The sequence below is a fragment of the Arthrobacter sp. SX1312 genome, assembly GCF_002929295.1.
In the GTDB taxonomy this organism is placed as follows: domain Bacteria; phylum Actinomycetota; class Actinomycetes; order Actinomycetales; family Micrococcaceae; genus Arthrobacter_D.
In genome coordinates, this window is the sequence record NZ_PJIM01000001.1 from 585,566 (window position 1) to 604,865 (window position 19,300).

The following is a 19,300-nucleotide window of genomic DNA, read 5'->3' on the forward strand; positions in this document are numbered from 1 at the left end:
GCGACGCGAACACCGCGGCGAGGGGTGGCCAGTGGCTCTGAGTCCTAGTTGGCCTCGCCGCGGCACCGAAGAAGAGTTCTCTGTGCACGCACAGTGCCACGATAGCACGGCACATAGGATGGCTCCCGGGGGCGCTCGGACGAGTGCCGGCCCGCCGCACCACGAGGAATCAGGAAGCCATCATGACGATCAGCACCTTCCATCCGGCCACTCTCGACACCACCATCCGGCCCCAGGACGACCTCTTCCGGCACGCGAACGGCGTGTGGCTGAAGGACACGGTCATCCCCGACGACCGACCGCTCACGGGCTCGTTCACCGCCCTGCGCGATGCCTCGGAGCTCGCCGTCCGGACCATCATCGAGGAGGCCGCGGCGCAGGCGGCGGACGGTTCCACGGAGGGGCTGGACGCGAAGATCGGCACCCTGTACGCGGACTTCATGGACACGGCGCGCATCGAGGCCGAGGGTACCGCGCCGATCGTGCCCCTGCTCGAACGCATCCGGGCGGCGGCCACGGTCGAGGACCTCGTCGACCTCAGCGCCGGCCTCACCCGCTCCGGCGTCCAGGGCTTCGTGGCGCCGTACGTGAGCAACGACGCCGGCAATCCCGAGCGCTACCTGCTGCACCTGTACCAGTCGGGCCTCGGCCTGCCCGATGAGTCCTACTACCGCGAGGAGGGTTTCGCCGAGACCCGCGACAGGTACCGGGAGCTCCTCGCGCAGCTCTTCGAACTCGGCGGGACCACTGATCCGGCCGGCGCCGCGGCCCGCGTGCTCGCGCTCGAGACGCGCCTCGCGGCGTCGTCGATGGGGTCCGTGGAGCGGAGGGACCCGCAGAAGACGTACAACCTGGTGCAGCACGACGCCGTCGCCGGGCTGTCGGACCATCTCCTCCCGTGGCTGCGCATCATCACCGACACGTCGGACCAGGCTGCGGAGCTCGTGGTGAACCAGCCGGAGTTCGTGCGCGGACTCGACGCCGCGCTGCGCTCCGAGGACCTCGGCACCTGGCGCGAGTGGCTCCAGAGCCGCGTCCTGCTGCACGCGGCCGACTACCTCGACGAGCGGTTCGTCGATGCCGCCTTCGCGTTCTACGGCACGCACCTCGCAGGGACTCCCCGCATCAAGGACCGCTGGAAGCGTGGCGTCGCCCTGGTCGAGGGTGCGGTCGGCGAGGCGATCGGGCAGCGGTACGTCGAACGGCATTTCCCGGCGACGCACAAGGCCGCCATGCTCGAACTGGTCGGCAACCTCATCGCCGCCTACGAAGCGAGCATCACGTCCCTGGCGTGGATGACGGACGAGACGCGGGAGCGCGCCCTCGAGAAGCTCTCGCAGTTCACCACGAAGATCGGCTACCCGGAGACGTGGATCGACTACGGCCCGCTCGAGGTGCAGGCATCCGACCTCCACGGCAACGTGCTCCGCGCCGCCGAGTTCGAGCACCGCCGGCAGCTCGACAAGCTGGGCGGACCGATCGACCGCGGCACCTGGCTGATGACACCGCAGACCGTCAACGCCTACTACATGCCCACCATGAACGAGATCGTCTTCCCGGCGGCCATCCTCCAGCCCCCGTTCTTCGACATCGAGGCCGACGACGCCGTCAACTACGGAGCGATCGGTGCGGTCATCGGCCACGAGATCGGCCACGGCTTCGATGACAAAGGGGCCCAGTTCGACGGCACCGGGCGCCTGCGCAACTGGTGGAGCGAGGCGGACAGGACCGCGTTCGACGCCCTGACCGGGCGGCTCGTCGCCCAGTACGCGGCGCTCGAACCGTCCGAGGTCGCGGGACAGACCGTCAACGGCGAACTCACCCTGGGCGAGAACATCGGCGACCTCGGCGGGCTCGGCATCAGCTACCGCGCGTACCTGCTGAGCCTCGGGGGTGCTCAGGCGCCGGAGATCGACGGACTGACCGGGACCCAGCGCTTCTTCCTCTCCTGGGCCACGTGCTGGCAGCAGAAGATCCGGCCGGAGGAGGCGAAGCGCCGCCTGACCGTGGATCCGCACTCCCCCAACGAATTCCGCTGCAACCAGGTGGTCCGGAACCTGGAAGAGTTCCACGCGGCCTTCGGCCTCGGAGCGGAGGACCGGCTGTGGCTGGAGCCCGAGGACCGCGTGCGGATCTGGTAGGCCGCACCGCAGGGAACCGACCGGCCCCGTGTCCCCCGGACGCGGGGGCCGGCCTGCGTCCCGGGGAGCCTTCCCTACAGGCCCGACGAGGACTGGCAGGTGACCTCGTCCGCGGTCTGTCCCTCCAGCGCGCTGCCGAGCGGCGGCACGACGACCCTGGAGCCCGTCGCCAGGTCCGCACCGACGAGCAGTTGGAGCCCGGCCGCCGACTCGTCGAGGGTGACCTGGCTCTGCGGCACGCCGAACCGGGCGGCGAGATCCGCCGCGGCCGCCTCGTAGCCCGAGCTGAAATAGACCTGCGACAACTCCGCCGGCACGGACGGGTAGGGTGCGGCCTGCGTGTACCCGGCCGCAACGAGGATCTTCTGCACCTCGGCCGCCCGCTCCGGGTCCGAGGTAGCGTTCACGACGAGGACCGGGACCGACCCCGGATCGACCACCGGGGCCTCCGGGGTGGCGGGTGCCTGCGTGGTGGGTGCCTGCGTCGCGGGAGCGGTCGGCGTGGCCGAGGGTTCCGCTTCGTCCTCGGTGAGGCCCCGGTCCTCGCGCAGCGCGTCGAAGAGCGGCGCGGCCGCCTCCTCGTCGAGCACGAGGCGGTTGGGGTCCTCGACCCACTGCTCGGTGGGGACCGTCACGAAGGCGATGTTGCCGAGGTCGACGTCCTTCATGCGGTCGGCGATCTTCAGCAGTTCCACGGGCCTCGACAAGCCCTCGTCCACCGTGAGGTTGCGTGTGACGGTGTCGGCGATCGCATAGAGACGGGGCAGATTGGTCAGGGTGCCTTCGGCCCGCACCTTGCGGGCCATGGAAGCCATGAAGGACTGCTGCGCCGCGATGCGCCCCGTGTCGCCCCCGTCGCCGAAACTGTGGCGCGTCCGCAGGAAGGCCAGGGCCTGGTCCCCCTCCACCTCGCTGGTCCCTGCGGGCAGGGTCAGACCGGAGTACTCGTCGTCCACGGGTTCCTCGACACAGACCTCGACGCCGCCGAGGGTGGAGGACAGCTCCTTGACCGCATCGAAATCCGCCATCATGAAGTGGTCGATCGAGAGTCCGGTCAGATTGTTGATCGCAGCGACGGTGCATCCGGGACCGCCCTCGCCGAGCGCGCCGTTCAGCTGGCCGAGATCCATCGCCGGGGAGGCCTCCCCCGTCTCGGGGTTCACGCAGCTGGGTAGGGGCACCAGCAGATCGCGGGGGAACGAGACGACGGCGACGTCCTCCCGGTCGGCGGAGAGCGTCAGCAGCATCATGACGTCCGAATTGCCCTCCCCGGCCGAGTCGTCCTCGCTGCCGAAGAACTTCCCCGAGTTGCCCGTCCGCGTGTCCGTGCCGAGGATGAGGATCTGGACGGGGTCAGTACTGGAGTCGACGGGAAGCGCCGATTCCCCGTTCTGCCCCAGGTTGAGCGGGGAGGTGGCGACGTTCGACTGCAGGCGGAACACCTGGACCGCGACGAACACCACGGAGGCGAGGAGCACGGATGCCATCACTATGGCCCCGACGGCCAGCCCGCGGTGCCGCCTCCCGCGGCCCAGGTGCCGTCCGGCCGGGGCCGTGTCGACGGACGCATCACCCGGGACCGCCGCGGGGGCGTCGCCGGCGCTCTGCGCGCCATCGCTGGATGGTCGGCGGGTCATGCCGGGGCTCCTTCAGGTGCTTGGTCGGACGTACGGGACGGCGGCCGGACGGCGCACCGGTGCACGGTGGCAGGTGAGAAAGTCGGTCGGCCGGATGGGCCTGCAGGCGGAGTGTCCCGGCGGTCCAACGAGCGGTGCCGGGAAGTAGTGCCCGCTAGAACCCTAGCTTGACGAGCTGCTTGGGATCGCGTTGCCAGTCCTTGGCCACCTTGACGTGGAGGTCCAGGTAGATCCTCGTCCCCAGCAGGGCCTCGATGCCCCGGCGCGCGTTCATCCCCACCTCACGGAGCCGTGCCCCACCCTTGCCGATGATGATGGCCTTCTGCGACGGACGTTCCACGTACAGGTTGACGTGGACATCGAGCATCGGATCGTCGTCCCTGCGCCCCTCCCTCGGGATCATCTCCTCCACCACGACGGCGAGGGAATGCGGGAGTTCGTCGCGGACGCCCTCCAGGGCGGCCTCGCGGACCAGTTCGGCCACCATGACGGCTTCCGGTTCATCCGTCAGCTGCCCGTCCGGGTACAGGACGGGGGATTCGGGCATGTGCCTGCTGAAGACCTCGGCGACGGTGGCCACCTGGAATCCGTCGGCGGCGGAGACGGGAACGATGTCGGCCCACCCGTCGGCACCCGCCACCTCGGTGCCGAGCTTCGCGACGGCGAGGAGCTGTTCCGTGAGGGCCTGCCGGTCCACGAGATCCGTCTTGGTGACCACCGCGATCAGGGGCTTGCGGTTCAACCGGGCCAGCTGCTCGGCGATGAAGCGGTCGCCGGGACCGATCTTCTCGTTGGCGGGGAGGCAGAAGCCCACGGCGTCCACCTCGGAGAGGGTGTCGGCGACGAGGTCGTTGAGCCGCTGGCCCAGCAGCGTGCGGGGGCGGTGGAGTCCGGGGGTGTCGACGAGGACGATCTGCGAGTCCTCGCGGTTCACGATCCCCCGGATGGTGTGGCGGGTGGTCTGCGGCTTGGCCGAGGTGATGGCGACCTTCTTCCCCACGAGGGCGTTCGTGAGGGTCGACTTGCCTGCGTTCGGCCGTCCGACGAGCGAGACGAATCCGGCCCTGTGCTTAGCGTCGCTCATTGTCAGCCTCTATCGTCTCTCGTTCGTCGTGCGCTGTGTGCTCGGGCGGCAGGCGGTAGGTGATCACGTGGGAGACCCTGTTGCGGCGCCCCTCCACGCGTTCGGCCCGCAGCCCGATACCGTCAATTGTGACCTCTGATCCGACGATCGGCACCCTGCCCAGGGTCTTGGCCAGCAGGCCGCCGACCGTGTCCACCTCTTCATCGTCCAGGTCGATCCCGAAGAGCTCACCGAGGTCGTCGATCCCCATGCGGGCGCTCACCCGGTACTCGCCGCCGTCGAGCTGTTCCTGCTCCGGCACCTCGGAGTCGTACTCGTCCACGATCTCGCCGACGATCTCCTCGATGAGGTCCTCGAGCGTGACCAGACCGGCCGTGCCGCCGTATTCGTCGATGACGATGGCCACGTGGGTGGACTCGCGCTGCAGTTCGCGCAGCAGGTCGCCGACCGGCTTGGACTCCGGGACGTACCGCGCGGGTCGGCAGTCGGCGTCGACGGGACGGGAGAGGTTCGACGCGGGCCGTCCGTGGAGGTTCGCCACGACGTCCTTCAGGTACAGCAGCCCACGGATGTCGTCCGAGCTCTCTCCGATGACGGGGATCCGGGAGTAGCCCGAGCGGATGAAGAGGGACATGGCCTGGCTCAGCGTCGAGCCGGACTCGATGGTGACCATGTCGGTGCGCGGGACCATGACCGAGCGGACCTTGGTGTCCCCGAGTTCGAACACCGAGTGGATCAGCTCCGCCTCGTTGTCCTCGATCATCTCGGCGTCGGACGCTCGGGAGAGGAGTTCCCTGAACTCCTCCTGCGTGAAGAACGCGGCTTCGTCGCGGGCTGCGCCCGGTGTGATCGAGCTGCCGATGCGCACGAGCCACCTGGGAATCGGGCCGAGGATCACGCACAGGAAGGACACGAGCCCGGCCGTCAGGCGGACGACGGCCGGAGCGTGGGTGCGCCCCAGCTGACGGGGTGACACACCGACGATCACGAAACCGATGGCGGCCATCACAGCGGTGGCGAGGAGTCCCGCCAGCCAGATGCTGTCGAGCAGGTCGTGGAAGAGGATCGCGACGGCGACGGCACCGGCCATCTCGAACCACACCCGCCAGAACCGGAGGGCGTGCATGTGGGCGACGGGCGCGTCGAGGATGCGGCTGATCGACCCCCTCCGGGACTCCTGCACGAGGGCCTCGCCCTCCTGGCGCGGCAGGTAGCTGAAGGCCGCCTCGGCGGCCGTGACGAGGGCGGCCGTGAGCGCGAAGAGCAACCCCATCAGTGCGAGTAGCCAGATGGTCAAGCGCGCGTCTCCTGAGGGGCGTTACCGCCGAGGAAATCGGACAGGAGCTGGCGCTGCAGACCGAACATCTCCTTCTCCTCCTCGGGTTCCGCGTGGTCGTAACCGAGGAGGTGGAGGACCCCGTGGGTCGTCAGCAGCAGCAGCTCCTCATGCGTGCTGTGCCCTGCGGCGGCGCCCTGCGACGCCGCGACCTCCGGGCACAGGACGATGTCACCGAGGAGCCCGGCCGGCGTCACCCGGCCCGGCGTACCCGGTCGCAACTCGTCCATGGGGAAGGAGAGCACGTCGGTGGGACCGGGCTCGTCCATCCACTCGACGTGCAGCTTCTCCATCGCGGCGACGTCCACGAGGATGACCGACAGCTCCGCCTCGGGGTGGACGAAGAGCGATTCGAGCAGGAAGTTCGCCAGGCGGACGAGGGACGCTTCGTCGACGTCGTGCCCGGACTCGTTGTTGACCTCGACGCTCATCGGACGGCCGCCGGCCGGCCGGTGTGCGCCTGGGCGGCGCGCTGGGTCTCGTCCCAGGTGCCGTAGGCGCTGACGATGTCCCCGACGAGCCGGTGCCGGACGACGTCGGAGGCGTCGAGCTCGCTGAAGTACACGTCGTCGACGTCGCGGAGGATCTCGCTGACGACGCGCAGGCCCGAGCTCGTGCCGCTGGGCAGGTCGACCTGGGTGATGTCGCCCGTCACCACCATCTTCGAACCGAAGCCGAGGCGCGTGAGGAACATCTTCATCTGTTCCGGGGTGGTGTTCTGGGCCTCGTCCAGAATGATGAACGCGTCATTGAGCGTCCGGCCACGCATGTAGGCGAGCGGGGCCACCTCGATGGTGCCGGCCGCCATCAGGCGCGGGATGGAGTCGGGGTCCATCATGTCGTGCAGCGCGTCGTACAGGGGGCGCAGGTACGGGTCGATCTTGTCGTTGAGGGTTCCCGGCAGGAATCCGAGACGCTCCCCCGCCTCGACGGCCGGCCGGGTCAGGATGATCCGGTTCACTTCCTTGTGCTGCAGCGCCTGCACGGCCTTGGCCATCGCCAGGTAGGTCTTGCCGGTACCTGCCGGACCGATGCCGAACACGATGGTGTTGCGGTCGATCGCGTCGACGTAGGTGCTCTGGTTGAGGGTCTTCGGGCGGATCGTCCTGCCGCGCGAGGAGAGGATGTTGACGGACAGCACCTCCGCCGGGCGGGCAGCGCTCTGCGTCTTCAGCATGCTGACCAGCTGCTCCAGGACCTGGGGCGAGACCGGCGCGTTGTTGGCCGCCATGGAACGGACCTCCGCGACGAGCCGCTCGGTCCGCAGCACGTCGGCCGAGGGACCGGTGATGGTCAGCTCGTTGCCGCGGGCATGGAGACCGACGCCGGGGAAGGAGTCCTCGATCAGCCGCAGCGCCTCGTCGTTGGATCCCAGCGCCTGCACCATCTGCTCCGTCGAGTCGAAGAGGAACACCCTGGTGTCGAGTCCTGCCGCGTTGATGCCTGTTGAAGTTTCGCTCATACCTCGGCCGTCCGGCCTTCGATCGCCCCTCATCCGAATTGTCGTACTGGTGTCGTACGGGTGGTTCCGTCCCGTGTCCGCCCATGGGGCAGGGATGCCAATGATACGCCACCCCGCCTGTCCCGGTCCTTCCGTCAACATGTCCCGTGCGCTCCCCATTCCCCGGGAGGGGCCGGAATGCAAGCCGTTTCTCGGGCTGCCCCTCGGCCGCCCGTCGGTCCCGGAATTCATAGCGAACAGGCCACGGCTTCGTATCGATCAGGTTTCAGTCATCCCCAGTGTCGATATTCGACCCGGCACCGCTGCCGCCCTGTGCCAAGCTGAAACAGGTCCACCCTGAGCAGTCCGCCACCGCCCGCGCCAGGGTCGGAGCCGCCGGAGCACACCCCGGGACCACACCACCTGTTGCCGGGAACCACCGATCGTCCCGCGCGCATTCGACGGAAGGAGGCAAGCATGAACCACCAGGACCCGCTGAGGAAGAACCGGCTGGGGCTCGGCGGCATCCTCCTGGCCTCCGGTGCCGTGCTGCTGGGGACCGGCGCCTTCCTCCTCCCCGATCTGGGGCTGCCGTCGAGCAATGCGCAGATGGCTCCCCTTCCCGATCCCCGCGCGACGACGACGGACGAGCGCGCCGCCACCGATCCACCCGATGAGGCCTCGGGGCGGGGCCCCACCGAGGGCCCGTCGGACACCGCCCGACCGCTCGTGCCCGTCTACTGGCTCGGCGCCGACGACGGCGCCGAGCGGCTCTTCCGCGAGTACCTGGCCGCGCCGGAGGATTCAGCCGGCGATCCGATCGCGGATGCCGTCCGGCTGATGACCTCGGCGCAGCCCCTCGATCCCGACTACCACTCGTCCTGGCGGGCGGCTTCGAACGTCAGCTCATCCGTCTCGACGAAGAACGTCATCACCCTCGACATCTCCTCCGACGCCTTCCCGCGGCGCCTCGACGAGGAGCAGGGGCGGCTGGCACTGCAGCAGCTCGTGTACACGGCTACTGCGGCGGCCTCGGACGCGGGGCTGATCGCGGGCGGCGAGGCGAGCTCGGTCGTCGTGCTGGTCGACGGCGCGGCGGATCACCGTGCCTTCGGGTCCATCGACCTGGGCGGGGAATGGACCCGGGATACCGCGACCCTCGCGCCACTGTGGATCATCGATCCGCAGGAGGGTGTGCAGGTCGACTCCGGGAGCCTGACCATCCACGGGATCGGCCCGGCCTCGGAGGACGAACTGGCCTGGCGGATCGACCGAAGCGTCGACGGATCGGCGGAGGGTGGCACGGAACTCTTCCGGGACGGTTCCGTCGACATCACCCCCCAGGACGGCGCCCCGGGTGCCTACTCGTTCCCGGTGACCCTGCCACCGGGGCGGTACGAGATCACCGTCTCGGTTCCCTCGGACGACGGGGAGTCGGCGGACTCGAAGACCGTCGTCGTCGACTAGCGGACGGACTCGCGCGACGCGGACTACCAGCGCCCGAGCAAGTGGTTCAACAGCACCAGGGCCGCAGGGCCGGCCGTCGAGGAGCGCAGCACGTGCGGGCCCAGGCGCGCAGCATCGGCTCCGGCGGCGCGCAGCTTCCCCAGTTCCGCCTCACTGATCCCACCCTCCGGTCCGACGACGACGGCCGTCGAGGTCCCGTGCGACGGCCCGCCCGCGAGCAGCGCGGACACCTGGTCGGCGAGCGGGAGGTCGGCGTCCTCGTGGAGGACGATCATGCGGTCGACGGTCTCCGCCCACGCGGCCAGCCGCGACGTGTCCATCACGGCATGGACCTCGGGCACGAACGAGCGCCGCGACTGTTTCGATGCCGCCGACACGAGCGACACCCACTTCTGCCGGCCCTTCTCGGCCTTGTCGCCGCGCCAGCGCACGATGCTCCGCTCGGCATGCCAGGGCACGACGGCGTCGATCCCGAGTTCCGTCGCCGCCTCCACGGCCTGCTCGTCGCGTCCGCCCTTGGCGAGGGCCTGGACGAGGATCAGCCGGTGCCGCGGTGCGGGCTCCTGGCCGGCCGTCTCCACGGCGACCTCGACGGTCCCGCTCCCGACGGCCGTGATGACGCCGCCGATCCGGAAACCGGCACCGTCGGAGACATCGAGGTGCTCGCCCGCGCCGAGGCGGCGGACGGTGGCAGCGTGCCGCCCCTCGTCCCCGCCGAGCACGAAGACACTGCCGGGGGTCGCCGCACGGACCGCCTCACCCGGTCCGAAGAACAGGGGACGCGTCATGGTCAGCGGTTCCCGAGCCGCTCCCGCAGGCGGGCGAAGACACCGGAGCCGCTGCTGGCCAGCTGGCCGTCGGTGTACTCCTCGTTGCGCAGTTCGGCCAGCTTGCGCAGGAGCTCCTCCTGCTGCGGGTCCACGTTGCGCGGGGTCTCGACGTTGAGGTGGACCCGCAGGTCACCCCTGCCCTGGCTCCGCAGGTGCGTGACGCCGAGTCCCCGCAGGGTCAGGATCTCGCCTGGCTGCGTGCCGGGCTTGATATCGAGCTCCTGGTCGCCGTCGTAGGTGTCCAAGTGCACCGTGGTGCCGAGCGCCGCCGCCGTCATGGGGACGCTCAGTGTCACGTGCAGGTCGTCGCCGTCGCGCAGGAAGGTGGAGTCGGTGGCGACCCGGATCTCGACGTACAGATCGCCCTGCGGTCCGCCGGCCGTCCCGGCCTCGCCCTGGCCGGCCAGCTGGATGCGCGTGCCGGTGCTGACGCCCGCGGGGACCTTGATGGTCAGGGTGCGGCGGGCGCGGACGCGGCCCTCGCCGCTGCACTCGTGGCAAGGGCTGGGGATGACGGTGCCGAAGCCCTGGCAGGTGCCGCAGGGGGCGCTCGTCATGACCTGGCCGAGGATCGAGCGGACGGCCCGCTGGACCTGGCCCGACCCGCCGCAGATGTCACAGGTGCGGGGTGAGGTGCCGGGCTGGCAGCAGCTGCCGTCGCAGGTGGGACACGTCTCCGCGGTGTCCACCTCGATCTTCTTGTTGGTGCCGAAGACGGCGTCCTTCAGATCGATGCGCACGTTGATGAGCGCGTCCTGTCCCCGACGCGTCCGCGAGGGGGCGCCGGCCTGCTGGCCACCGCCGCCGAAGAAGGTCTCGAAGATGTCCTGGAAGGCGAAGCCCGAGCCCGAGTACCCGGCGCCGTAGCCGCTGTCCGTCCCGTTTTCGTTGCCGGTGGTGTCGTAGACCCGCCGCTTCTGGGGGTCGGACAGCACCTCGTAGGCGTGGCTGACGCGCTTGAACTCCTCCGACGCGTCCGGACCCGGGTTCACGTCGGGGTGGAGCTTCCGGGCGAGCTTGCGGTACGCCTTCTTGATTTCCTCCCCGGTTGCACCCTGCGCTACACCGAGGACCTCATAGTGATTACTCACTCGTACACATCACTTCCTGTTGAACGTTCTGTCATCTGCTCGCCGGCTGTGCCGGCGGAAAGGCCGTGGTCGGCCGTGGGCGGCCATCGACTACCCAGAACCGCTGCCCGCTCCCGTGTTATTCCTCGAGGATCCTCGAGAGGTAGCGGGCGACGGCGCGCACCGCCGCCATCGTCGTCGGGTAGTCCATGCGGGTGGGGCCGAGGATCCCGAGCTTCGCTCCGGCATCCGGTCCGTACCCTGTCGCCACCACGGAGGCCTCCGACAGCCCTCCGTAGGGGTTCTCGCTCCCGATCCGCACCGAGATGCCGCGCGCGTCGTATTCCATCTCCGACAGCAGCCTCAGCATGACCACCTGCTCCTCGAGAGCCTCCAGGACGGGGCCGATGCTCAGCGGGAAGTCCCCGGTGGAGCGGGCCAGGTTGGCCGTCCCGGCCAGCAGGATGCGATCGTCCCGCCCGAGCCCGGCGAGCTGTTCGAGTGCCCTGACGATCGTACCCCCGTGGGCACGGAGGCCTGGAGGGAACTGCGAGAGGGCGAGGCCGAGCTCACCCGGGAGCGCCGCGAGCTTCACGCCCGACACGGCGGACAGGATGCGCTGCTTGAGCTCGGCGAGCTCGGACTCCTCGATGTCCGCGTGGGTCCGTACGATGCGCTGCTGCACCGTGCCGTTCGTCGCGATCAGGACGACGAGGATCTGCTGCGGGGCCAACAGCACGCATTCGATGTGCCGCACGGACGCCCCGCCGACGCGGGGGAACTGGACGACGGCCACCTGGTGGGTGATCTGCGCGAGCAGCCTCACCGTGCGGTCCATGACGTCGTCGAGGTCCTCGGCACCCTCGAGGAGGGTCTGGATGGCCTTCTTCTCCGGCGCGGACAACGGCTTGACCTCGGAGATGCGGTCCACGAACAGGCGGTAGCCCTTGTCGGTGGGGATGCGTCCCGAGCTGGTGTGCGGCGCGGTGATCAGGCCCTCCTCCTCGAGGACGGCCATGTCGTTGCGGATGGTGGCCGAGGAGACGCCGAGCCGGTGGCGGTCCACCAGGGCCTTGGACCCGACGGGCTCCCGGGAGTGGACGTAGTCCTCGACGATGGCCCGGAGCACCTCCAGGCGTCGCGGTTCACTCATTCCTGTGTCACCTCCGGCTCCGTTCCTCCCCTGGGCTCGCGTGGCAGGCGGGTACCCCCACGGTTAGCACTCGACACGCCCAAGTGCCAAGTCTAGTACGTCCGCTTCGATTGTTAGCATTGGGATCCCGGGCTGCGGCAGACCGTCGGAGCCCCCGTGGGAAGGACACACCCGGGATGGACTACGGCTGGGGAGCCCGCGACCTAGCGGCCCCGAAGCGGGTGGAACTCGCCGATGTCCCCGTGGAGAAGGACATGGTCCTCGAGGACGTTCAGAGCGGATTCGTGGGCGCGGTGGTCCGCGTCGAGAAGTCCGGCGGTCTCCACGTGATGGTGCTCGAGGACCGGCGCGGCAAGACGCGCACGTTCCGGCTCGGCCACGGCTTCCTCCTCGACGGACGCCCGGTCCACGTCGTCGCTCCCGTCCCGGGCGCCGCACGCACCGCCGCCCGCACCGCCAACCGCACCGCCTCCGGCTCCGTGCGGGTGGAGAACGCGAGGGCCAGGACCGCCCGCGCGAGCAGGATCTGGGTGGAGGGCCAGCACGATGCCGAGCTCGTCGAGAAGGTGTGGGGCGACGACCTGCGCCTGGAGGGGATCGTCGTCGAGCCGCTGCACGGCGTGGACGACCTGGAAGGCGCCATCCGCGCCTTCGGCCCCGGTCCGCAGCGCAGACTCGGCATCCTCGTCGACCACCTGCTCCCGGGCACCAAGGAATCCCGGATCGCGCAGCGGGCGATGACCGCTCCCGGGGCCCGCGGCAACGTGCTGATCGTCGGCCACCCGTACGTGGACGTCTGGCAGGCCGTGAAGCCGGCGGCGCTGGGCCTGGCGGCCTGGCCCGTGGTCCCCCGCGGCCAGGACTGGAAGACGGGCATCCTGGCCGGTCTCGGCTGGCCCCACCACGACCAGGCCGCCGTGGCCAACGGATGGAAACGCATCCTCGGTCGGGTCAGCACCTACGCGGATCTGGAGCCTTCCCTGCTGGGCCGGGTCGAGGAAGTGATCGACTTCCTCACCGCGGCTCCGGGCGGTTCCTGAGCCGGGCGGTCCCGGCCACCACGTATCCTTGGATCACACTCCGGGGGAAGTTCTTCGACAGCCAGCAAAGGAATCCACGTTGTCCAATACCGCCGACCGCCAGCACCACGGACGGAGCGAGTCGCAGCCCGCATTCGAAGGCACTCCCGCGAACGCCCTTCCCCTGACGGCGTCGGAGGATCGCCAGTTCGCGACCCTGGCCCACTTCGGAGGGATCCTCGGATTCATCCCCTCCCTGCTGATCTTCCTCATCTTCAAGGATCGCGGCCCGTTCACGGCCCAGGAGTCGAAGGAGGCGCTGAACTTCACGCTCCCTCCCACGATCCTCGCGCTGATTACCTGGCTGCTCTCCCTGGTGCCGGTCGTCGGCGGGGTGTTCGCCGTCGCCAACGCCCTCATCTGGCTGACGATCACCGTCTTCTCGGTGAACGCCGGCATCCAGGTGAACCGCGGCCGGCCCTACCGCTACCCCCTGAACCTGCGCCTCATCCGCTGAACCACCGACCCGTTCCGGATGGGTCGGGGGGCGGCCACCGGCTCAGTCGGGCAGCAGCCGGCGCACGACGGCATCCGCGAGCAGCCGACCCCTGAACGTCAGGACCACGCGACCCGCGAAGGCCGCCGCCGGCTCGACGAGCCCGTCCGCGATCAGGCCCGCGACGGCCCGACGGCCCGACGACGTGAGGGTGTCGGCGGCAAGCCCCTCCCGCAGGCGCACCCGCAGCATCACGTCCTCGACGTAGCGGTCCTCGTCCGACAGGACCTCGCGTCCGGCCGCCGGGGAACGGCCCGCCGCCAGGGCGTCCGCGTAGGGGCGTGGGTGCTTCACGTTCCACCAGCGGGTGCCGCCGACGTGCGAGTGAGCTCCCGGGCCCGCTCCCCACCAGTCACTGCCGCGCCAGTAGGCCAGGTTGTGCCGGCAGGCGTCGGCGGGGGTGCGCGCCCAGTTGCTCACCTCGTACCACTGCAGCCCGCCCTCGGTGAGCATCTCGTCCGCGAGGGCGTACTTGTCGGCGTGGTCGTCGTCGTCGATCGGCGGCACCTGCCCGCGGCGGATGCGCGATGCGAGCTTCGTCCCGTCCTCGATGATGAGGGCGTAGGCGGAGATGTGGTCGGGGCCGTAGGACAGCGCCGTGGCCAGGGATGTCCGCCAGTCCTCCAGGGACTCCCCCGGGGTGCCGTAGATCAGGTCGAGGCTGACCTTCAGCCCGGCCTCCCGGGCCCATTGCACGGCCTGCGGGACGCGCTCCGGGGAGTGGGTCCGGTCGAGGACCGCCAGGACGTGCGGCACGGCGGACTGCATGCCGAAGGAGATCCGGGTGAAGCCGGCCTCCCGAAGGACCCCCAGCGATTCCGGCGTGACGGAGTCCGGGTTCGCCTCGGTGGTCACCTCGGCGTCGGGCGCCAGTCCCCACCGGTCACGGGCCGCCCGGAGGATCGCCGCGAGGTCCTCCGCGGGGAGCAGCGTGGGCGTTCCGCCCCCGAAGAAGACCGTCGCCAGTGGCCGTGGCGGCACACCCGAGGCTTCGAGCGCCCGGGCGCCGAGGGCGAGTTCCGTGAGGACGGAGCCGGCGTACGCGTCCTGCGATGCGCCGCCGCCGAGCTCCGTGGCCGTGTAGGTGTTGAAGTCGCAGTAGCCGCACCGGACGGCGCAGAACGGGATGTGGACATAGAGGCAGAAGGCGCGGTCGACGGCTCCCCGCGCTGCGGAGGACGGCAGGACGCCGTCCTCCGGTGCCGGCAGGCCGAGCGGCAGGACACTAGGCATGACGTCCCGTCCACCCGGAACAGTGGCGCATCACTTCTTGGCTTTGTCCTTCGACTCGTCGGAGGACAGGGCCGCGATGAAGGCTTCCTGGGGAACTTCCACGCGCCCCACCATCTTCATGCGCTTCTTGCCCTCCTTCTGCTTCTCGAGCAGCTTGCGCTTGCGGGTGATGTCGCCGCCGTAGCACTTGGCGAGGACGTCCTTGCGGATCGCGCGGATGCTCTCCCGGGCGATGATGCGGGCCCCGATCGCGGCCTGGATGGGGACCTCGAACTGCTGGCGTGGGATCAGCTCGCGGAGCTTGCCCGTCATCATGACGCCGTAGGCATAGGCCTTGTCGCGGTGGGTGATGGCACTGAAGGCATCCACCTGCTCGCCCTGGAGGAGGATGTCCACCTTGACGAGGTCGGACACTTGGTCGCCGTCGGCCTTCCAGTCGAGGGACCCGTAGCCGCGGGTCTTGGACTTCAGCAGATCGAAGAAGTCGAAGACGATCTCCGCGAGCGGCAGCCGGTACCGGATCTCGACGCGCTCCTCGGACAGGTAGTCCATGCCGCCGAGGACACCGCGGCGCTGCTGGCAGAGCTCCATGATGGCGCCGACGAACTCGGACGGTGCGAGGATGGTCGCCGACACCATGGGCTCGCGCACCTCGGCGATCTTGCCCACGGGGTACTCGCTGGGGTTGGTCACCTTCAGCACGCGCTTGTCCTCGAGGGTGACCTCGTACTCCACGTTCGGTGCGGTGGAGATGAGGTCGAGGTTGTACTCGCGCTCGAGGCGCTCGCGGGTGATCTCGAGGTGCAGCAGCCCGAGGAAGCCGACGCGGAACCCGAAGCCCAGCGCGGCCGAGGTCTCGGGCTCGTAGACCAGGGCGGCATCGTTCAGGGTGAACTTCGCGAGGGCATCGCGCAGCACGGGATAGTCGGTGCCGTCCAGCGGATACAGACCCGAGAAGACCATGGGCTTCGGATCCTGGTACCCGCCCAGCGACTGGGCGGCCGGCTTGGCCAGGTTGGTGACGGTGTCGCCGACCTTCGACTGGCGGACGTCCTTGACGCCCGTGATCAGGTAGCCCACCTCGCCGACGCCCAGACCCTTGCTGGGCTTGGGCTCGGGGGAGCTGACGCCGATCTCGAGCAGCTCGTGGCTGGCCCGTGTGGACATCATCTGGATGCGCTCGCGCGGGCTGAGCTTGCCGTCGACGACCCGCACGTAGGTGACCACGCCGCGGTAGGTGTCGTACACGGAATCGAAGATCATGGCCCGGGCCGGGGCGTCCGGATCACCGGTCGGTGACGGGAGGTCGCGGACGATCTTGTCCATGAGGACCTCGACGCCCATGCCGGTCTTGCCGGACACCCTCAGCACGTCCTCCGGCTCGCCACCGATCAGGCTCGCCAGTTCCGCCGCGTACTTCTCGGGCTGGGCGGCCGGCAGGTCGATCTTGTTCAGCACCGGGATGATCGTGAGGTTGTTCTCCATCGCGAGGTACAGGTTCGCGAGGGTCTGGGCCTCGATGCCCTGCGCCGCGTCGACGAGCAGGACCGCGCCCTCACAGGCCGCGAGGGACCGTGACACCTCATAGGTGAAGTCCACGTGGCCGGGTGTGTCGATCATGTTGAGGGCATAGGCGGTGCCGTCGACCTCCCAGGGCAGGCGCACCGCCTGGGACTTGATGGTGATGCCGCGCTCGCGCTCGATATCCATCCGGTCGAGGTACTGCGCCTTCATGTCCCGCTGCTCGACGGCTCCCGTGAGCTGCAGCATGCGGTCCGCCAGCGTGGACTTCCCGTGATCGATGTGGGCGATGATGCAGAAATTCCTGATGATCGCCGGATCGGTGGCGGCAGGCACCGGAGCGGTGCGGGCCATGGGTGACACGTAGCTTCCTCACTCTTGCGGAACAGGGTCTCTTGCAGGGTCTCTCACCAAACCGGGTCCGGCGTCCGACGGCCGGGCGGGTAGGCCTCGGGTCCGGGCCCGCCGGTCCACGGAGGCCTCCCCTAGTGTCCCATGACGCCGCACGGCTGCGGCAATCGTCCGCACCGGCTGCCGTGTCTCTGCCGCGGACCGCCGCTCGGACCGCCGGTCGCCGACGCCGACGCCGTGCTCGCTAGGATTCGACCATGGCGATCACCCTGCGTTCCCTCCTGGTCCTCGCGAACCGCGTCGTCCGCGCCGCCGCCAGCACCACGCCCGTCGAGCGGGAGGACGCCCCTGTGCGGCGGCGGCCGGCCCGACGTCCGGGGATGTCCCCGTCCCGGCCACCCCGGAGCGATCGGCGGACGGCCCTGGGTGCGTACTCCCCCACCGCGGACGGCAAGCCCGACCCCGGGGAGATCGTCTGGACATGGGTGCCGTACGAGGACGACCCGTCGCAGGGGAAGGACCGGCCGGTGCTGCTGGTGGGGCGGGAGGGCGGAATCCTGCTCGGGCTGATGCTGACCAGCCGGGACCGCAACAACGCCGGCGATCACGATGACCGCTACGTCGACATCGGAACGGGGGCATGGGACCGGCAGGGGCGCCCGAGCGAGGTGAGAGTTGACCGCGTGCTCCGCATCCTGCCCGGAGACGTCAGGAGGGAGGGCGCCGTCCTCCCTCGCCGGCAGTACGAACAGGTGGTCGCGAGGGTCCCCGAGCACCTGCTCGACTGACCTGCAGGTGCTCGGACGCGCCCGGCGCAGCCGCCGGAACCAGCGGCCGACGCCGGACCGCTCGGGTTGCGTGCGGGTTTCTGCTAATCTGTATAGCTGTGTGTCCGCGCAGGTCTTCGGGCACTTTGGCCGATCGCCACACGGTATCCCCACGCCGCTCAGTCTTCGGTTGGCCGAAATACCCTCACGACCAGTCCGCAATACAAAGAAAGTTTTCATACGTGGCAAATATCAAGTCCCAGAAGAAGCGCATCCTCACCAACGAAAAGGCGAGGCAGCGTAACAACTCGGTCAAGTCCGAGCTCAAGACCGCCATCCGCGCCGTGAACACGGCCGTCGAGGGTGCGGACAAGGACGCTGCCGCTACGGCGCTGCAGGCAGCCAGCCGCAAGCTCGACAAGGCCGTCACCAAGGGTGTGCTGCACAAGAACAACGCAGCGAACCGCAAGTCCGCGATCTCCAAGAAGGTCAACGCGCTCTAAGCTGCGGAACCTTCGACGAAGGGCCGGCTCCTGACGGGGCCGGCCCTTCGTCGTTCCTCCGGAGCCGTCGGCGCCGCCGCCCGGCGGGACGCCCGGTCAGCCGTCCCCGAGCGCGATGACGGTGACGGCGCGTTCGACCGCATAGACGGGGTCCCGCGACTCGCCCTTCACCTGGGCGTCGGCCTCCGCGAGGGCCCGGACACACCGGACAAGGGCGTCGGCGCTGAAACGCTGCGCTTCCTTCCGTGCCTGGTCCACCTGCCACGGCGCCATCCCCAGGTCCTTGGCGAGCTGCATGGAGGAGCCCCGGACCCCGTGGACCTTCGCGACGGCCCGGACCTTCATCGCGAGGGCGGCGACGATGGGGACGGGGTCGGCGCCCGTTGCGAGGGCGTGGCGCAGCATCGACAGCGCCTGCGCCGTGCGTCCCGCCAGCGCCGCGTCGGCCACCTTGAAACCCGTCGCCTCGACGCGACCCCCGTAGTACTTCTCCACCGTCTCGACGGTGACGTCGCCGGTCATGTCGGCCATGAGCTGCTGGCAGGCGGCCGCGAGCTCCGGCAGCTGGGATCCGACGGCGGCCACGAGCGCCCGGACGGCATCGGGGTCGATGCGTCGGCGTGCGAGGCGGAACTCCGTGGTGACGAACTCGGCCTTCTCGCCATCCTTCTTCAGCGGCTGGCAGTCGACGACGGTGGCCCGGGCGGCCTTGATCGCGTCCAGGAGCTTCTTGCCGCGGTTGCCGCCGGAATGGCGCAGCACCAGCACGACGTCGGGTGCCGGGTCGGCGAGGTAGGACAGCGCGTCGAGCAGGAAGGCGTCGCTCATCTGCGCCAGCCCCGCCACCTCGATGATCTTCCAGTCCCCGAAGAGTGACGGGCTGGCCTGCATGGCCAGGTGGCCGGCCTCGTAGGATCCGGCGTCGAACCGGACCAGCTCGGCTTCGGGCTGGGCCGTCCGGACCTGCCGGCGGATGGACTCCGCCGCCTTCGACGCGAGGTAGTCCTCCGGGCCCGCGAGCAGGACGACTCCCGCCGGTTGCACGTCACGCCAGGAGGCTGTCTGCTGATGGGCGGCGCCGGTCCGGCCGGCCGGTGATCTCGTTGCCACGTGGCGAGGTTCCTTCCTTCGAAACACCTCCTACTGTTGCACGGCGTCGACGCGCCTCAAAGTCGCCGCCCTCCGGGTCCC

17 protein-coding genes are annotated in these 19,300 nt (G+C 69.6%); 6 read left to right on the forward strand and 11 right to left on the reverse strand.

The window, feature by feature from the left end; translation table 11 throughout:
- Positions 1 to 182 precede the first annotated feature (182 nt).
- Entirely contained in the window at positions 183 to 2,141 is a 1,959-nt protein-coding gene (locus CXQ92_RS02845) for a M13 family metallopeptidase (protein ID WP_104165114.1), read from the forward strand.
- Between the two features lie 74 nt (positions 2,142 to 2,215).
- On the opposite strand, the gene CXQ92_RS02850 is transcribed toward CXQ92_RS02845, so the two are convergent.
- From CXQ92_RS02850 to CXQ92_RS02870, 5 genes are all read right to left on the reverse strand, one after another.
- Positions 2,216 to 3,778: an LCP family protein gene (locus CXQ92_RS02850; RefSeq protein WP_258069678.1), complete on the reverse strand. Its 1,563-nt coding sequence runs from the start codon at positions 3,776 to 3,778 to the stop codon at positions 2,216 to 2,218.
- A 154-nt stretch (positions 3,779 to 3,932) separates the two neighbouring features.
- Entirely contained in the window at positions 3,933 to 4,862 is a 930-nt protein-coding gene (era, locus tag CXQ92_RS02855; protein WP_104165116.1) for a GTPase Era, read from the reverse strand.
- Positions 4,849 to 6,159, reverse strand: coding sequence for a hemolysin family protein (locus CXQ92_RS02860; RefSeq protein ID WP_104165118.1), 1,311 nt, complete (start codon positions 6,157 to 6,159; stop codon positions 4,849 to 4,851). Before CXQ92_RS02860 ends, era begins: the two co-directional genes overlap by 14 nt.
- Positions 6,156 to 6,629: an rRNA maturation RNase YbeY gene (gene ybeY / locus CXQ92_RS02865; protein ID WP_104165119.1), complete on the reverse strand. Its 474-nt coding sequence runs from the start codon at positions 6,627 to 6,629 to the stop codon at positions 6,156 to 6,158. Before ybeY ends, CXQ92_RS02860 begins: the two co-directional genes overlap by 4 nt.
- Positions 6,626 to 7,660, reverse strand: a complete 1,035-nt coding sequence (locus tag CXQ92_RS02870) for a PhoH family protein (RefSeq protein ID WP_104165121.1) — start codon at positions 7,658 to 7,660, stop codon at positions 6,626 to 6,628. Before CXQ92_RS02870 ends, ybeY begins: the two co-directional genes overlap by 4 nt.
- Positions 7,661 to 8,116: 456 nt before the next feature.
- On the opposite strand from CXQ92_RS02870, the gene CXQ92_RS02875 reads away from it, so the two are divergent.
- Positions 8,117 to 9,106: a GerMN domain-containing protein gene (locus tag CXQ92_RS02875; protein WP_104165123.1), complete on the forward strand. Its 990-nt coding sequence runs from the start codon at positions 8,117 to 8,119 to the stop codon at positions 9,104 to 9,106.
- A gap of 23 nt (positions 9,107 to 9,129) precedes the next feature.
- On the opposite strand, the gene CXQ92_RS02880 is transcribed toward CXQ92_RS02875, so the two are convergent.
- The 3 genes from CXQ92_RS02880 to hrcA all read right to left on the reverse strand — a co-directional run bounded on the left by CXQ92_RS02880 (position 9,130) and on the right by hrcA (position 12,159).
- Positions 9,130 to 9,894, reverse strand: a complete 765-nt coding sequence (locus CXQ92_RS02880) for a 16S rRNA (uracil(1498)-N(3))-methyltransferase (RefSeq protein WP_104165125.1) — start codon at positions 9,892 to 9,894, stop codon at positions 9,130 to 9,132.
- A gap of 2 nt (positions 9,895 to 9,896) precedes the next feature.
- On the reverse strand, positions 9,897 to 11,027 hold the full coding sequence (gene dnaJ, locus CXQ92_RS02885; RefSeq protein WP_104165127.1) for a molecular chaperone DnaJ: 1,131 nt from the start codon (positions 11,025 to 11,027) through the stop codon (positions 9,897 to 9,899).
- A 118-nt stretch (positions 11,028 to 11,145) separates the two neighbouring features.
- The gene (hrcA, locus tag CXQ92_RS02890) at positions 11,146 to 12,159 is read right to left on the reverse strand and encodes a heat-inducible transcriptional repressor HrcA (protein ID WP_104165129.1); all 1,014 of its coding nucleotides are present in this window, start codon (positions 12,157 to 12,159) and stop codon (positions 11,146 to 11,148) included.
- Between the two features lie 176 nt (positions 12,160 to 12,335).
- Between hrcA and CXQ92_RS02895 the strand changes: the two genes are divergently transcribed.
- Together CXQ92_RS02895 and CXQ92_RS02900 are read left to right on the forward strand one after the other, a co-directional pair.
- On the forward strand, positions 12,336 to 13,199 hold the full coding sequence (locus CXQ92_RS02895; RefSeq protein WP_104165130.1) for a DUF3097 family protein: 864 nt from the start codon (positions 12,336 to 12,338) through the stop codon (positions 13,197 to 13,199).
- Between the two features lie 79 nt (positions 13,200 to 13,278).
- A complete protein-coding gene (locus CXQ92_RS02900) occupies positions 13,279 to 13,695 on the forward strand; it encodes a DUF4870 domain-containing protein (protein ID WP_104165132.1) in 417 nt (138 codons plus the stop codon).
- Positions 13,696 to 13,737: 42 nt separating this feature from the next.
- On the opposite strand, the gene hemW is transcribed toward CXQ92_RS02900, so the two are convergent.
- Positions 13,738 to 14,967 carry a radical SAM family heme chaperone HemW gene (gene hemW, locus CXQ92_RS02905; protein WP_104165133.1) on the reverse strand — a complete coding sequence of 410 codons (1,230 nt, stop codon included), beginning with the start codon at positions 14,965 to 14,967 and terminating at the stop codon, positions 13,738 to 13,740.
- Between the two features lie 30 nt (positions 14,968 to 14,997).
- The gene (lepA, locus tag CXQ92_RS02910; protein ID WP_181033533.1) at positions 14,998 to 16,851 is read right to left on the reverse strand and encodes a translation elongation factor 4; all 1,854 of its coding nucleotides are present in this window, start codon (positions 16,849 to 16,851) and stop codon (positions 14,998 to 15,000) included.
- A 245-nt stretch (positions 16,852 to 17,096) separates the two neighbouring features.
- On the opposite strand from lepA, the gene CXQ92_RS02915 reads away from it, so the two are divergent.
- Complete coding sequence (locus CXQ92_RS02915; RefSeq protein ID WP_104165137.1) at positions 17,097 to 17,627, forward strand: type II toxin-antitoxin system PemK/MazF family toxin; 531 nt, start codon at positions 17,097 to 17,099, stop codon at positions 17,625 to 17,627.
- 221 nt (positions 17,628 to 17,848) lie between these two features.
- On the forward strand, positions 17,849 to 18,109 hold the full coding sequence (rpsT, locus tag CXQ92_RS02920) for a 30S ribosomal protein S20 (RefSeq protein ID WP_104120398.1): 261 nt from the start codon (positions 17,849 to 17,851) through the stop codon (positions 18,107 to 18,109).
- Between the two features lie 96 nt (positions 18,110 to 18,205).
- Here rpsT and holA read toward each other — a convergent pair whose 3' ends face one another.
- Positions 18,206 to 19,219 (reverse strand): DNA polymerase III subunit delta, encoded by a 1,014-nt coding sequence (holA, locus tag CXQ92_RS02925; protein ID WP_258069679.1) that lies wholly within the window; start codon positions 19,217 to 19,219, stop codon positions 18,206 to 18,208.
- Positions 19,220 to 19,300 lie beyond the last annotated feature (81 nt).

Excerpts from the sequence above, each read along its gene's own strand:
- CXQ92_RS02845 (WP_104165114.1), top strand. The coding sequence starts at position 183 with ATGACGATCAGCACCTTCCATCCGGCCACTCTCGACACCACCATCCGG.
- CXQ92_RS02850 (WP_258069678.1), bottom strand. The coding sequence starts at position 3,778 with ATGACCCGCCGACCATCCAGCGATGGCGCGCAGAGCGCCGGCGACGCC.
- era (WP_104165116.1), bottom strand. The coding sequence starts at position 4,862 with ATGAGCGACGCTAAGCACAGGGCCGGATTCGTCTCGCTCGTCGGACGG.
- ybeY (WP_104165119.1), bottom strand. The coding sequence starts at position 6,629 with ATGAGCGTCGAGGTCAACAACGAGTCCGGGCACGACGTCGACGAAGCG.
- CXQ92_RS02870 (WP_104165121.1), bottom strand. The coding sequence starts at position 7,660 with ATGAGCGAAACTTCAACAGGCATCAACGCGGCAGGACTCGACACCAGG.
- CXQ92_RS02875 (WP_104165123.1), top strand. The coding sequence starts at position 8,117 with ATGAACCACCAGGACCCGCTGAGGAAGAACCGGCTGGGGCTCGGCGGC.
- CXQ92_RS02880 (WP_104165125.1), bottom strand. The coding sequence starts at position 9,894 with ATGACGCGTCCCCTGTTCTTCGGACCGGGTGAGGCGGTCCGTGCGGCG.
- hrcA (WP_104165129.1), bottom strand. The coding sequence starts at position 12,159 with ATGAGTGAACCGCGACGCCTGGAGGTGCTCCGGGCCATCGTCGAGGAC.
- CXQ92_RS02895 (WP_104165130.1), top strand. The coding sequence starts at position 12,336 with ATGGACTACGGCTGGGGAGCCCGCGACCTAGCGGCCCCGAAGCGGGTG.
- hemW (WP_104165133.1), bottom strand. The coding sequence starts at position 14,967 with ATGCCTAGTGTCCTGCCGCTCGGCCTGCCGGCACCGGAGGACGGCGTC.
- CXQ92_RS02915 (WP_104165137.1), top strand. The coding sequence starts at position 17,097 with ATGGCGATCACCCTGCGTTCCCTCCTGGTCCTCGCGAACCGCGTCGTC.